Annotated in this window: 13 protein-coding genes and 1 pseudogene; 8 read left to right on the top strand and 6 right to left on the bottom strand. The window is 70.2% G+C overall.

Going from position 1 to position 12,379, the window contains the following annotated elements:
• Nucleotides 1-3 precede the first annotated feature (3 nt).
• From I3V78_RS23765 to I3V78_RS23750, 4 genes are read right to left on the bottom strand one after another with little or no spacing between them, the layout of a single operon-like run.
• The gene (locus tag I3V78_RS23765) at nucleotides 4-597 is read right to left on the bottom strand and encodes a hypothetical protein (protein WP_204490732.1); all 594 of its coding nucleotides are present in this window, start codon (nucleotides 595-597) and stop codon (nucleotides 4-6) included.
• A gap of 48 nt (nucleotides 598-645) precedes the next feature.
• Nucleotides 646-846 (bottom strand): hypothetical protein, encoded by a 201-nt coding sequence (locus I3V78_RS23760; RefSeq protein ID WP_204490731.1) that lies wholly within the window; start codon nucleotides 844-846, stop codon nucleotides 646-648.
• A 48-nt stretch (nucleotides 847-894) separates the two neighbouring features.
• On the bottom strand, nucleotides 895-1,263 hold the full coding sequence (locus I3V78_RS23755) for an FmdB family zinc ribbon protein (RefSeq protein ID WP_204490730.1): 369 nt from the start codon (nucleotides 1,261-1,263) through the stop codon (nucleotides 895-897).
• 17 nt (nucleotides 1,264-1,280) lie between these two features.
• Complete coding sequence (locus I3V78_RS23750) at nucleotides 1,281-2,489, bottom strand: hypothetical protein (RefSeq protein WP_204490729.1); 1,209 nt, start codon at nucleotides 2,487-2,489, stop codon at nucleotides 1,281-1,283.
• Nucleotides 2,490-2,716: 227 nt separating this feature from the next.
• Here I3V78_RS23750 and I3V78_RS23745 point away from each other — a divergent pair, with 227 nt between their 5' ends.
• Together I3V78_RS23745 and I3V78_RS23740 are read left to right on the top strand one after the other, a co-directional pair.
• Nucleotides 2,717-3,160, top strand: a complete 444-nt coding sequence (locus I3V78_RS23745) for a Fur family transcriptional regulator (RefSeq protein WP_204496776.1) — start codon at nucleotides 2,717-2,719, stop codon at nucleotides 3,158-3,160.
• Nucleotides 3,157-3,684: a TlpA family protein disulfide reductase gene (locus tag I3V78_RS23740; RefSeq protein WP_204490728.1), complete on the top strand. Its 528-nt coding sequence runs from the start codon at nucleotides 3,157-3,159 to the stop codon at nucleotides 3,682-3,684. Before I3V78_RS23745 ends, I3V78_RS23740 begins: the two co-directional genes overlap by 4 nt.
• 3 nt (nucleotides 3,685-3,687) lie before the next feature.
• Here I3V78_RS23740 and I3V78_RS23735 read toward each other — a convergent pair whose 3' ends face one another.
• Nucleotides 3,688-5,484: an AsmA family protein gene (locus I3V78_RS23735; protein WP_204490727.1), complete on the bottom strand. Its 1,797-nt coding sequence runs from the start codon at nucleotides 5,482-5,484 to the stop codon at nucleotides 3,688-3,690.
• Nucleotides 5,485-5,746: 262 nt separating this feature from the next.
• Between I3V78_RS23735 and I3V78_RS23730 the strand changes: the two genes are divergently transcribed.
• The 5 genes from I3V78_RS23730 to I3V78_RS23710 are packed head-to-tail and all read left to right on the top strand — an operon-like array spanning nucleotide 5,747 to nucleotide 10,779.
• Nucleotides 5,747-6,022, top strand: coding sequence for an FtsB family cell division protein (locus I3V78_RS23730; protein ID WP_204490726.1), 276 nt, complete (start codon nucleotides 5,747-5,749; stop codon nucleotides 6,020-6,022).
• 5 nt (nucleotides 6,023-6,027) lie between these two features.
• Nucleotides 6,028-8,184, top strand: a complete 2,157-nt coding sequence (locus I3V78_RS23725) for a sensor domain-containing diguanylate cyclase (protein ID WP_204490725.1) — start codon at nucleotides 6,028-6,030, stop codon at nucleotides 8,182-8,184.
• A 56-nt stretch (nucleotides 8,185-8,240) separates the two neighbouring features.
• Nucleotides 8,241-9,326, top strand: coding sequence for an AAA family ATPase (locus tag I3V78_RS23720; protein ID WP_204490724.1), 1,086 nt, complete (start codon nucleotides 8,241-8,243; stop codon nucleotides 9,324-9,326).
• Nucleotides 9,326-9,985, top strand: a complete 660-nt coding sequence (locus tag I3V78_RS23715; protein WP_204490723.1) for a DUF3226 domain-containing protein — start codon at nucleotides 9,326-9,328, stop codon at nucleotides 9,983-9,985. The genes I3V78_RS23720 and I3V78_RS23715 overlap by 1 nt, the downstream gene beginning before the upstream one ends.
• Nucleotides 9,982-10,779, top strand: a complete 798-nt coding sequence (locus tag I3V78_RS23710; protein ID WP_204490722.1) for a class I SAM-dependent methyltransferase — start codon at nucleotides 9,982-9,984, stop codon at nucleotides 10,777-10,779. Before I3V78_RS23715 ends, I3V78_RS23710 begins: the two co-directional genes overlap by 4 nt.
• 1,358 nt (nucleotides 10,780-12,137) lie before the next feature.
• On the opposite strand, the gene I3V78_RS40225 is transcribed toward I3V78_RS23710, so the two are convergent.
• Nucleotides 12,138-12,263 carry a hypothetical protein gene (locus I3V78_RS40225; RefSeq protein WP_338023728.1) on the bottom strand — a complete coding sequence of 42 codons (126 nt, stop codon included), beginning with the start codon at nucleotides 12,261-12,263 and terminating at the stop codon, nucleotides 12,138-12,140.
• A gap of 13 nt (nucleotides 12,264-12,276) precedes the next feature.
• Here I3V78_RS40225 and I3V78_RS40220 point away from each other — a divergent pair.
• A pseudogene (locus I3V78_RS40220) lies at nucleotides 12,277-12,366 on the top strand (hypothetical protein); the annotation flags it as partial.
• Nucleotides 12,367-12,379 lie beyond the last annotated feature (13 nt).

Genomic DNA, 12,379 nt, shown 5'->3' with positions numbered 1-12,379 from the left:
GTCCTAGAAGGCGAAGCCGAAGGCCCGCGTGGAGACGAGCGGCGCGTCCCGGCCGTTGGAGGTGTCCGCCACGAGGATGGCGCGCCGGCGCGTGGCCTCGACGATGCGAGCGCCGCCCGCCGTCTGGTAGGCGTCGATGCCCTGGATGACGTGCGAGACGAGCAGGGCCAGGCCGCCGATGCCCCAGAAGATGCCGCCCAGGGCGTAGTGCAGCACGCTGCTGGCGACGATGATGGCCACGTCCACCACCAGGAAGAGGATGAAGCCGTTGGTGTCCCCGGCCACGATGTGCCCGAGGCCAAAGCCGAGGATCAGGCCGAGCGCCAGCGAGAGCACCGGCCGCAGGTCGCTGCTCACGCCGCCGCCGGTGTCCAGGGGCAGGGGAGCGTCCATGAGCCCCAGACGCGTGGCGTCCGTGAGGCGCAGGGCCGGGGTCTCCGAGGGCTTGAAGGTGGCCGCCAGCTCCAGTCCCTCGAGCAGCCGCGCCTGGCGGCCTTCCCACGTCCGGGCGAAGGAGACGGAGGGATCCGCGGCGGACGGCGCGGACTCCACGGGGGTGAGGGCGAACAACGAGGCGAGCAGTACGGGAACGAGCATGGAGACGGTCCTCTCGCGCGGGATCGCGCGGCAAGGCGCCTCCTTAACTCAGGCGGCGGGCGGGGGGGACGCGTTGTCGTCCAGGCGCCGCCGCTGCTCGCCACAACCCTTCACCGGTGGACAGATGGGGCCGCGGCCCTCGGGATCGGGGACGAGCAGGAACCGGCCCTTGCCACGGGCATCGGTCAGCTCCGGATGGTCACAGAGCACACAGCGACGGGGGGGACGCTTGGACGGGGGAAAGGGCACGTGGCCCAGTCTCCCCCTGGCGCTCCCCCCTCGCGACTTTTCCGCCGCTCAGCTCTTGGCGGCGGCCGGCGCGGCCGGCGTGCTGCTCGTCGTGCCGCTGGAGGTGCTCGGCGTGGACGAGGACGACGACGCGGACGACGTGTCGCTGGAGCCGGACGCGCCCGTGCTGGTGCTGGTGCCGGAGCCGGACGAGCCCGAGGACGACGAGCCCCCGCTGGAGCCGGACGTGTTGGTGGAGCCGTAGAGGTCCTTGTACCAACCGCCGCCCTTGAGGTGGAAGCTCGAGCGGCTCACCACGCGGCTGAGTGACGCCTGGGCGCCGCACGCGGTGCACTTCTCCGGCGTGGGATCGCTGATCTTCTGCAGGACGTCGATCGTCTTTCCACAGGAGCTGCAGCTGTATTCGTAGATGGGCATGGGACTGGGGCCTCTTTCTAGGATGTGGAGGAGGGAGGGAGCGTGCCCTTGAGGTGCGCCGGCGCCACGCCCAGGCGCTCGAGGGCGCGCGAGACGAGCTCGGAGGGCGCCCCGTGCTTGCGGGCGATCGCCTCGCAGAGGGCGCTGATCGAGGCCACGTCGGGGCCTTCCTCGCGCACCATGACTTCCAGCTCGCGGCGCAGCATGTCGGAGAAGCGCTTCTTGATGCCGAGGTCCACCAGGTACTTGTCGCGCCCGAGCAGATCCAGCTTCTGGGTGAGGTGGCGGCCGGTGAGGGCCTCGCGGCGGAAGCGCTCGCGCACGGCCTCCACCTGCTCGGAGATGCCGAGCTTGGCCTCGAGCTGCTTGAGCTCCGGCGGGCTCAGGCCCAGCGCCCAACCCACCCGGCCGGACGCGCCGCGGTGCTCGGTGAACGAGGCCAGGATGGCCGCGTGCTCGCGCTCCTCCAGGGCGGACAGCAGCCCGTGCTCCTTGAGCACCGACTCCATCTCCCCGAGCGTCAGCTCCCCGCGCGGCCCGTTGTACTGCTGCTCCACGGCCTTGTGCAGTGCGAAGCGGTTCTCGTTGGACTCCAGCAGGGCCTCGAGGACTTCCTTGCCGCCCGCGCGCGTGAGCTCCTGGAAGCTCGACTTGGGCGCCTCCAGACGGGTGAAGCGGCCGCGTGGCTTGGGCAGGTCGCGCCGCAGGAAGCTCGGCCCGTCCTGATCCAGCTCCTCGGGCGGTGGCTCGGCGGTGGCCTGCCGCTTGCGCGGCGCGATGCGCGACTGGACGGTCTCGGCCGCCGGCTCGGTCTCCCGGCGGGCATGCACGTTGAGGGGTGGGGGGGCGGCCTGCCGGGCCGGGGGCACGGCGAAGGTCGGCACGTCGGCCACGGGAGGCGCGGGCGGGCGCTTCTCCTCATGGACGCGGGCCAACTCCCGCACCACCTCGTAGTACCCACAGGCCTGCCGGGTCGCGGCGGTCGCCGGGGCCGTGCCGTGGAGCACGTCCACCACGGCGAAGGGCCCCAGGGGCGTGGCGCCGGGCTCCGCGTCCGTCAAACCGCGGACGCGGAAGTCGTCGGCCTCGGTCAGCAGGGCGAGGGCCTCGCGGACCTCGGAGGGGGTTGCAGGCGATTGGGCTCGCCGGCAGTAGTCGGAGACGGCCACCGCCACGGGGGTGGGGACGTCATCGGGTTGCCGTTGTCTCTGCCAGTGACGGTTCATGAAATCGCGGAAAAATGCTCGTTTACGAGGCCGGGTGCCTCTATCTTCGCTGGCGGACGGGTGTCAATGAATCCGACAGGCCTCAATCTAAACAGCCAGAGGCGGGTGCAAGTCGGTAGTACATCTGGACCGGGGCCCGTGCATCCCGCACGCTCTCCCGGTGGACGCACGCTGGCCCGGCAGGACAGGGGAGCGGGCCAGGAGGCAGGCGAGCTGTGAATCGGAACATGGACGAGGTGCTGCAGCACTACATGGCGCAGCACGGGCTGAAGAGCACGCGCCAGCGCAGCCTCATCATCGACACCTTCTTCTCCGTCGGCGGGCACCTGTCCGTCGAGGAACTGTGGAACAAGGTGCGAGAGCAGGATGCCAAGGTTTCCGTGGCCACGGTGTACCGGACCATGAAATTGCTCGGGGAGTGTGGATTGGCCCACGCTCGCAATTTCGGGGACGGGCAGACGCGCTATGAGGCGGCCGTGGGTCGCCACCACCACGATCACCTCATCTGCACCCACTGCGGCACCATCGTCGAGTTCGAGGACGAGCGCATCGAGCAGATGCAGGAAGTGGTGGCGCGCCGGCACGGCTTCACCGTGACGTCGCACAAGATGGAACTCTACGGGCTGTGCCGCAACTGCCAGCGCCTGGGCAAGGCCAAGAGCGAGGCATGAGCCGCGGGCGGGCGCTGGCGCGCGTGGGGGTCCTGTTGCTGGCGCTCGCGGGCTGCCACCGGGAGCCCGAGGCGCCCCGGCTCACCGGCACCGCGTCCCCCTACCTGCGTGCCCTGGTGCTGCCCGCCGTGGGGCCCACCCCGTACGACTGGCGCGAGCTGCCCGGCCGCGTGGTGCTGGTGTCCTTCTTCGCCACCTGGAGCTTCCCCTCGCTCGCGCAGTTGCCCACGCTCGAGGCGCTCCAGAAGGAGCTCGGCCCCCAGGGCCTCCGGGTGGTGCTGGTGGGACTGGATCTCGACGGCCCGCGCACGCTGGCCCCCTTCGCCCAGGACTACGCCCCCGCGGGCGTCCCCCTCCTGGTGTCCAACCCCGCCCTGCAGCAGGGCCAGAGTGCCTACGGCCTCATCCCCGCCTTGCCCGCCACCTTCCTCCTGGACAAGGAGGGCCGGGTGGCCGGAGCGTGGCAGGGCATGGCGGGCCACGGCGCGCTGTCCGACGCCGTCCAGACCCTGCTGCGCCGCTGAGCCTCAGGGGAGGACTTCCCCCGTGCGGCGCGTGTACCAACGCTCGGGCAGGACCAGGTGGATGTTCGTGTCCCCGGGGACCACCTCCACCCCCACGGAGAGGATGCCGAGCTTCACCAGCAGGAGCGCCGAGGTCGCGCCGTTCACGCTCCGGGCCTGGCCGCGCACCTCGAGGCCCTCCGCCTTGGCGCGCAGCGTGTCGAACACGGCCCCGTCCTTGCCCAGGGTCACCCCGCCGGAGATTTGAAGGTTCTCGGCCCGCAGCAGCGGGGAGAAGAAGTGGGGAAAGGCGCCCTGCTGCGTGAGCAGGGCCACGAGCGGCGCCGCGTTGGAGAAGCTGCCCGTGAAGCGCCCCCGGAAGGAGGGCGGGGACGACAGGCCCAGGGTGGCCTCGGGGAAGACGAGCGTTCCATCCCAGTCGCGCTCGCTGTCCTTCTCGGTGTGGACGGCCACCCCGCGCAGGAGCATCCGGCTGCCATGCAGCGTCACCCGCTCCTGGTTGAAGGCCAGCTTGTGTGCGTCCACGTCGAGCAGCAGGCGTCCGGTGATGCGCGCGCCGCTCCACCGGGCCCGGAACCCCTGGGTGTCCACGTTCAGGTGGCCCTCGCCGCCGCCGTCCTCGGGGTTGGCGCGGGAGGAGGCCTTCACGAAGGCCTGGCCGGACTCCACCTGGAAGGAGGGGCCCAGCCAGCCGTTGAGCATGCGCAGCTCCACGGGGTTGCTGCGCGCCGCGCTCAGGCTCATGTGCACGTCGGGCAGGGCCTCACCCAGGCGCGGGGACTTCGCCCCCATCAACAGGCGCACCTCCGGGGTCTCCAGGACCTGGCCCGGTGCCTTGCCGCCCTCCATGCGCACCGGCCCCATGGTGAACTTCAGCCCCAGCCGATCCTCGCCATCCTCGCGGGTGTGCACGTCCGCGAGCAGGTTCCACGGGGCATGCAGCCGCAAGGGCCCCACGGGCAGCGTGAAGGGCTCGCCCTGGCCGCGGATGACCGTGCCCGGCGCGAGCCGACCGTCCTTCACGTGCAGGTCCACCTCCACCCGGCCCGCGCCCCCCTCGGGCGAGAGCCCCTCGAAGCGGGGCACCAGGTGCTGCAGCGAGCTGACGGCGGGCACGGTGGCGCTCACCTGGAGCCGTCCGCCCGTGAGGCCCGCGATGAGATCGATGCCCTCCGTGCCCCGGTAGCGCGCCTCGAGCCGGGCGCTCGCCTCACCGCGCTCCACCCGCGCGATCGCGTCCTCCATGAGGAACAGCTCGCCCGGACCGAGCCGCAGCCGGATGTCCTCCAGGACGATGCGCTTGCCGGGCTGCACGTCCAGCCCGCCCTGGACCTCCTGCATGCCCGTGAGCCGCGCCTGGTTCCAGATGAACGCGTGAACGTCGTGCACCCGCACCTCCCGCAGCCGGATCCTCCACCCGCCCGGCTCCTCTTTCTCCGCGCCTTCGGCCTGGGGGCGCGCCGGGTCCTGCTCGGGCTCGGTGGAGACGCTGTGGATGCGCGCCTTGATGCCGTGGACCTCCAGCGACTCCGTCTCGAAGCGCTGGAGGAACAGGGCGTGGAGGGACACGTTCACCTCCGCCCGGTCGAGCTCGATCCGCCAGTCGCCTCCGCCCTGGGCGAAATTGTGCAGGAAGAAGTTCTCCAGGTGGATGCGCCCGGGCACCACGCTGGTGGCCTTGCTCCAGCCCAGGCGCGTGTCGGGGATGAGGCGGTTGAGCAACCACGCCAGTCCCCCCGTGGCGAGCATCGCGATGTAGACGAGCTCCAGCACGAGCAGCGCCACGACCCCCCAGAACAAGGGCCGGCGCCAGCGCGCCCAGGCACGGTGCGGAAGAGGGGAGGGGGGAGCGGGGTGCATGGTCGTGGGTGGGGGATCCGCGCCCATGCTCGCAGGACGGGCGCGCCGCGGCGGGCCCCCGTGCCGCGAGTGTCCTGCGCAGGAAAGTCCCTCGGGCCAAGGGGGTGCTCCAAGAGGTGCTCCAAGAGGTGCTCCGAGGCGCTACAGCCCTGGAGCGGATTTCTTGCCGCCCGGGTCGTCGCTGGTACCTTGCCGCGCACTCATGACGGTGCGGCGAAAGCTCCTGGCGGTTGCGGCATGCGTGGCCGCGCTCCTCACGCTGGTCTCGGCCGCGGACGCCAAGGGCTTCCGCCGCTACCTGAGCCTGCGTCAGGACGTGGACTCCCTGCACGTGCGCAACCGCGGCATCGCCGAGCAGAACGAGCGGCTGCTGCGGGAGATCAACGCCCTGCGCGACGACCCCGCGGCGCTCGAGCGCGCGGCGCGCGAGGAGTTGGGCTTCATCAAACCCGGCGAGCTCGTCTTCCACCTGGAGTAGACCCCATGCCCTCGCCCCTCTCCGCCGTCTCCAAGCTGACGCGCTTCCTGGTGCGGGCCGTGCCCGCGGCCTCCGTGCTGTGCGCCTTCTCGCACCTGGCGCGCGGCGGCTTCGTCGGACTGCACGCGCTGGGCTGGACCGAGGCCGGCCTCGTGCTCTTCCTGCTCGCGGGCCTGGGCGTCATGGGCTGGCGCCGCTTCACCCGCGAGGCCGTGGGCGCGCCGCTCTACCTGCGCGACGACGTGGAGCTGGGCGCGGTGTTCCTCGCCTCGGCGTTCCTCGTGGTGGCGCTCGCGGGGGATGCCGCCTATCCGCTCGTCTACCTGCTCATGGCGTGCCTGGTGGCCTTCCTGCCCCGCACGGCGAGCCTGGTGCTGCTCGGCGTGGCGCTCGCCTTCGACGCGCTGCTCGTCTTCCGGGGCCCGGCGCGCGGCCTGGGCACGTTCCTCACCCACGCCTCCTTCCTGTCGCTGTTCGCCGGGCTCAACCACCTGGTGCTCGCCGCGCGCATCGCCGCCGCCCGCCGCGCCGAGAGCGCCGCCGTGGACAAGCGCATCAAGGAAGTGGAGGAGCGCGCCCGCACGTTCCGCCTGGTGAACTCCGGCACCCACGACAACCCCCCGGACGAGAAGGAGCAGGAGAAGTGGCTGCTCGCGTCGGTGAAGGAGATCGAGGGCGCGGTGGGCGCCGCCCTGGAGATCGCCGAGACGGCGCTCAAGACGAACACCTGCGCGGCCTTCCTGCTCACCTCGGACGACAAGGGGCTCAAGCTGTATGACTGCCGCAGCGCCTCCGAGCGAGTGCAGCGCGAGCGCTTCACCGCGGGCGAGGGCGTGCTGGGCGGCGTGCTCAAGCGCCGCGCCCCGGTGCGCATGCACTCGGCGCTCGGGCTCAAGGGCGTGACCTGGTACGACGGCAGCTCGCCCGGCGTGGGCGCGGTGCTGGCCGTGCCCATCATCGAGGGCGGGGGCCTGGTGCGCGGCGTGCTCGTGGCCGACCGCCTCGCGCACAACCCCTTCTCCGACGACGACGAGAAGCTGCTCACCACCATCGCCGCCGAGGTGCTGCGCTCCATCGAGGTGGAGCGGGTGATGACGTACATCCGCAAGACGCGCGACGAGAAGGACCGGTTCTTCCGCGCCATCGAGGAGCTCAACCGCGCGGGCAACCCCGAGCAGGTGTTCCTCGCGGTGCTGGAGAGCGCGCGGCAGCTCGCGGGCCTGGACTTCAGCGCCGTCACCATCGTGAGCGAGCAGGACGGCAAGCGCGTGCACAAGGTGGCGCGCATGCTGGGCGTGAGCGCGCCGGGCAAGGCGCTCGAGGGCTGGACGTTCCCGGACAACAACGGCCTGGTCGCCAACGTGGTGCGCTACGGCGCGCCCCTGCCCGGCCGCGACCTGAAGGCCATGGACCGCCAGGTCATCTTCGACGAGGAGACCCAGGTGCGCGGGCTCGCGGCGCTGAAGATCTTCCCGCTCACCGCGGGCGACCGCATTCTCGGCACGCTGGTGGCGGGCTCGCGGCGCAAGACGGCCCTGGACCATGACGTGCTGCGCATGCTGGAGGTCATCGCCATCCAGGCGGCGCAGGCCGTGTTGCGCGCCCAGCTCTACGAGCAGATGGAGCGCATGGCCACCACGGACGGCATGACGGGCCTGTACAACAACCGCACCTTCCAGTCGAAGGCGGACGAGATGCTGGCGCACTCGCGGCGCTACGGGCGCAAGTGCTCGCTGGTGCTCACGGACGTGGACCACTTCAAGAGCGTCAACGACACCTACGGCCACCTCACGGGCGACCAGGTGCTCAAGGGCGTGGCGCGCATCCTCAAGGAGCAGGCGCGGGACACGGACATCGTCGCGCGCTACGGCGGCGAGGAGTTCGCCATCCTCATGCCGGAGACGGATCCCAAGGGCGCCAAGGTCATCGCCGAGCGCATCCGCGAGGCCATCAAGGCCGAGGTGTTCCAGACGGAGATGGGCCCGCTCAAGGTCACGCTGTCCCTGGGCATCGCCACGGCGCCGGACCACGGCGTGGACAAGCTGGTGCTGGTGGAGCAGGCGGACCAGTGCCTGTACTACGCCAAGCGCCACGGCCGGAACCAGTCGGTCACCGTCGCCGAGGCCCAGGGCGGTCGCAAGCTCCAGGTCGCCGAGGGGTAGGGCGGGGCCGAAAAACTCACGAGGGGCGGCGGCGTGCCGTATCCTCGTGGGTGCCCATGCTGAAGTCCCTGAACGTCACCGGATTCCGCAACCTCTCCTCGCTGTCGATGGAGGGGTTGACGCGCGTCAACCTGCTGGTGGGGGAGAACAACGCGGGGAAGACGTCGGTGCTGGAGGCGATCGAGATTCTGCTGCTCGCCCGGACTGAGCCCGTTGTCCTCACGAAAGGCCCGAGACGTCGAGGCGAATACATGCCTCCCTCTCGGGGCGAAGACAACGACGAGACGTACCTTGATCTAGGACAGTTGTTTCGTGGTGGTCAGACCTCGGTTGGAGCCACGTTCACTCTCGAAGGCGAACTCGTGCCTGGCCCCATTTCGACGTCTTGCTCCATTGCGAGCGTTGGGGCGATTCCGGCTCCTCACGGGTTGAGTTCGGGGATGTCGACCATTGAAGTCACGGTGACATCTCAACCTGGGTCTCGCAGGTTCAGCCTTCCGCTCGAACTTTCCGAATCACGTCGTCCACCACAACTCGCATTCATGTCGCCGCCGTCGGAGAACGACGCGTTCGATACCTCGGCGGTGTACTTCATCGGAACGCGTCCTGTCCCTCCGCAGGTTCTTGGGTGGATGTGGGACACGGTGATGTTGACACCGGAGGAGCCCAAGGCAATCGAGGCACTTCAGATCATCCAACCCGATATCGAGCGGCTGGCCTGGCTCTCCAGTTCGGGTCGAGGCCCGGTTGGGATGTTCGTCAAACTCCGACAATCGGATCGACGCTTCCCTCTTGGCAGTATGGGCGAGGGAATCTCGCGTCTTCTCTTCTTGATTTTGAATCTCGTCGAGTCGGAGGGCGGCTACCTTCTCATCGATGAGATCGATACGGGCCTTCACTACTCGGTCATGGTGAAGATGTGGAAGCTCGTGGTCGAGACCGCCCGGCGGTTGAACGTCCAGGTCTTCGCCACCAGTCACAGCCTCGACTGCATCCAGGCGCTCGCGGGCCTCTACGAGAGCGAGCCGGACGTGCGGAACGACATCTCGCTCCACCGCATCGAGAAGGGCGCCGCGGCCAGCATCCGCTACTCGGCCGACGAGATCCTCTCCGCCGCCCGTCATCAGGTCGAGGTGCGGTAATGCCACCCCCGAAGAACAGCCCCTACCGGCTGATGGTCGAGGGACCCGATGACAAGCACGCGCTCCTGGGGCTGATGAAGCGGCATGGCTACGACTGGGACGACGCCAGGTCGACTCGACCGCACGTCGAGGACATGCAGGGGGTGAGCAAACTGCTCGATTCGGCCAACCTGTCCACCGGCGCCAAGAGCCTCTCGCGCATGGGTCTGGTGCTCGATGCGGACCTTGATGTGAAGCCACGGTGGCAGCAGCTCCGGGACTGCTTCTCGCACTTGAGAATCGACCTACCGGTGTCTCCGGCCTCTGAGGGGACCGTGGTCGATATTCTCCCTCGCCCGGATCTCAAGCTCTCTCGGCTGGGCATCTGGCTCATGCCCGACAACCAGCAGCCGGGGATTCTGGAAGACTTCCTGGGCAATCTGGTGCCCGCGAACGATCCCTGCTGGGCCTACGCGGAGGAGGCCACGGTGAAGGCGCGGTCACTGGGTGGAGCCCTCGCGCAGAAGGACCAGATCAAGGGCCGCATCCACACGTGGCTGGCGTGGCAGACGGACCCAGGACTCCCCTTCGGCACCGCGCTCACGGCCCGTCTGCTCGGCCACGACTCACCCCAGGCATTGGCCTTCGTCTCCTGGTTCCAGCGTCTCTTCGTCGCATGACGGCTCCTCCGCGCCTCCCCCTGGGCGTCACCACCAGCGGCCAGCCCGACGAGTCCCTCGTGCGCCAGGCCCGCGAGGCCGCGCGCGCCCTGGGCCTGCCGTTCGTCCCGCGCCGCAAGAAGCAGCCCCTGGGCGCCTTGCTCCAGTCCGTCGCCGAGGCCCTGCTCGTCTTCGAGCACGAGGGCGTGACACTCGCCGACGCCGAGGGCGCCTTCTCCTTCAACCCCGGCATGGCCCACCTGCGCCGCATGCGGCTGAGCGAGGGTCAGCGCGATGACGCCCTCCTGCGCGTGAGCGAGATGCGTCCCGGGGACCAGGTCCTCGACTGCACCCTGGGCCTGGGCCAGGACGCCCTGGTGGCCTCGCTCGCCGTGGGTCCGGAGGGCAGGGTGGTGGCCCTGGAGAAGAGCCTCCCCCTGTTCGCCATCGTGTCCCAAGGGCTCGCCGCCTACGACTCCGGCCCCGCCTCCTGCCGGATCGAATCCCTGCACGCCGACGCCCACGCGTACCTGCGCGCGCTGCCCTCGGGCTCCTTCGACGTCGTCTGCTTCGACCCCATGTTCGAGAAGCCCAAGAAGGCCCAGCCCGCCTTCGAGATGCTCCGCCGCTACGCCGAGCACGCCCCCCTCACCCCCGACGTCCTCGAGGAGGCCCGCCGCGTGGCCCGGCGCTGGGTGGTGGTGAAGGGCTCCAAGCACTCGGAGGACTTGAAGAAGCTCGGCCTCCAGGCCGAGCCCGGCTCGCGCTACACCTCGCTCATCTGGGGCCGCGCCGCCGCGCTCGCGCCTCGTTAGACACGGAGGGGGATGTTGGGTCGAGACCCGACAGGACCCTCCTCGCCGGGAGACCGCCGAGTACGAGGGCACGTGTTACGCGCCCGTGCGCGCGAAGAAGCCCGAGCGGCGCTCCCTCGAACCCCGGCAGATTGCCTTCCTCTCCAGCAGATCACGTGGGACCTTCCCAAGGAGCACCCCCCCCTCCATGAAGTTGATTCCCTCGGATGGTTTCTGAGCGGGGAGTCCCGGTGCCGTGTCGGCGAGCGGGCGTGCGCGGAATCCTTGGCGGAGGTACCCGGGAGTTTCCCCTCGCGGATGCATCCAAGACCCGACGTTATAACCTTCCTGGTAGAGGAGGCCCCACCTGAGCTCGTGCCCCACCGACTCCCAACTCCGCGGCACCCAGGGCCGGCGTAGGAAATGCCCATGACCGAGCAGGAGCGAATCCTCGCGGGCGGAGGGGAGATGGGCGAGTTCATGCGCTCCATGGACTGGAGCCGGACGCCGCTGGGGCCCGTGGAGGGCTGGTCCGCCGCCTTGCGCGTCTCGGTCAGCACGATGCTCGCCTCGCCCTATCCCATCTGCCTGTATTGGGGGTCGGAGTCCGCCGGGCGCGTCCTCCTCTACAACACCGCCTACCGGCCGTTCATCGGGGACAAACACCCCTGGGCCCTGGGCCAGACGGTGGAGCGCGTCTTCGCCGAGACCTGGGACACCCTCGCGCCCCTGCTCGAAAGCGCCCGCACCCGCCCGATCGCCGCGTACATCCAGGACGGCCTCATCTTCCTCTCGCGCCAGGGATTCCTGGAAGAGTGCTACTTCTCTTGGTCCTTCGTGCCCACGCGCGATGAGCGGGGCGAACTGGCGGGCATCTTCACCATCGTGACGGAGACGACCCGCCAGGTGCTCGGCGCGCGGCGCTTCAACGCCGTGCGCGAGCTGTCCATCCGCACCGCCAGGGCCACGGATGTGCAGGGCGTGCTGAGCGCGGCCAGCGAGGTGCTCGCCCAGAACAGCGCGGACGTGCCCTTCGCGCTGCTCTACGCGGTGAAGGAAGACCGGGCCCGGCTCCTGCTCCACACCGGAGTGGAGGAGGGCAGCCCCGCGGCGCCCCGGGAGGTAGCGCTCGGGGAAGGCGCCTCGCCCTGGCCGCTCGCGGAGGTCCTGGGCTCGAGCGAGGCGCGGCTCGTCGAGGACGTGGAGGCCCGTGGGGGAGTGATCGCCGCGAGGCCCTGGCCGGAGCCCACCCGCCGCGCGCTGCTCGTGCGCCTGTCGCTCACGGGCGGTGGGGCGCCGGATGCGGTGCTGGTGACGGGACTCAGCCCCCGGTTGCCCCTGGACGCGCCCTATCGCGATTTCCTCCAGTTGCTCTCGCGTCAGGTGGTCGCGGACGTGATGCGCGTCCGGGCGCTCGAGGAGGAGAAGAAGCGCGCCGAGGCGCTCGCCGAGCTGGACCGCTCCAAGACGGCCTTCTTCTCCAATGTGAGCCACGAGTTCCGCACGCCGCTGACCCTCATGCTCGGGCCCCTGGAGGACGCGCTGTCCGAGGGCCCGGGGCGCCTGCCGCCCGAGCAGCGCGAGCGCCTGTCGCTCGTGCAGCGCAATGCCACGCGCCTCT

This window comes from Archangium primigenium (assembly GCF_016904885.1).
In the GTDB taxonomy this organism is placed as follows: Bacteria; Myxococcota; Myxococcia; order Myxococcales; family Myxococcaceae; genus Cystobacter; species Cystobacter primigenius.
Note: the sequence above shows the minus strand (reverse complement) of the source record. Positions and strands in the feature narration are given on the sequence as shown.

Bases quoted from the DNA above. Each gene is read 5' to 3' on its own strand.
- I3V78_RS23710 (WP_204490722.1), top strand. From the start codon at position 9,982: ATGACGGCTCCTCCGCGCCTCCCCCTGGGCGTCACCACCAGCGGCCAG.
- I3V78_RS23730 (WP_204490726.1), top strand. From the start codon at position 5,747: ATGACGGTGCGGCGAAAGCTCCTGGCGGTTGCGGCATGCGTGGCCGCG.
- I3V78_RS23750 (WP_204490729.1), bottom strand. From the start codon at position 2,489: ATGAACCGTCACTGGCAGAGACAACGGCAACCCGATGACGTCCCCACC.
- I3V78_RS23725 (WP_204490725.1), top strand. From the start codon at position 6,028: ATGCCCTCGCCCCTCTCCGCCGTCTCCAAGCTGACGCGCTTCCTGGTG.
- I3V78_RS23745 (WP_204496776.1), top strand. From the start codon at position 2,717: ATGGACGAGGTGCTGCAGCACTACATGGCGCAGCACGGGCTGAAGAGC.
- I3V78_RS23715 (WP_204490723.1), top strand. From the start codon at position 9,326: ATGCCACCCCCGAAGAACAGCCCCTACCGGCTGATGGTCGAGGGACCC.
- I3V78_RS23765 (WP_204490732.1), bottom strand. From the start codon at position 597: ATGCTCGTTCCCGTACTGCTCGCCTCGTTGTTCGCCCTCACCCCCGTG.
- I3V78_RS23740 (WP_204490728.1), top strand. From the start codon at position 3,157: ATGAGCCGCGGGCGGGCGCTGGCGCGCGTGGGGGTCCTGTTGCTGGCG.
- I3V78_RS23720 (WP_204490724.1), top strand. From the start codon at position 8,241: ATGCTGAAGTCCCTGAACGTCACCGGATTCCGCAACCTCTCCTCGCTG.
- I3V78_RS23755 (WP_204490730.1), bottom strand. From the start codon at position 1,263: ATGCCCATCTACGAATACAGCTGCAGCTCCTGTGGAAAGACGATCGAC.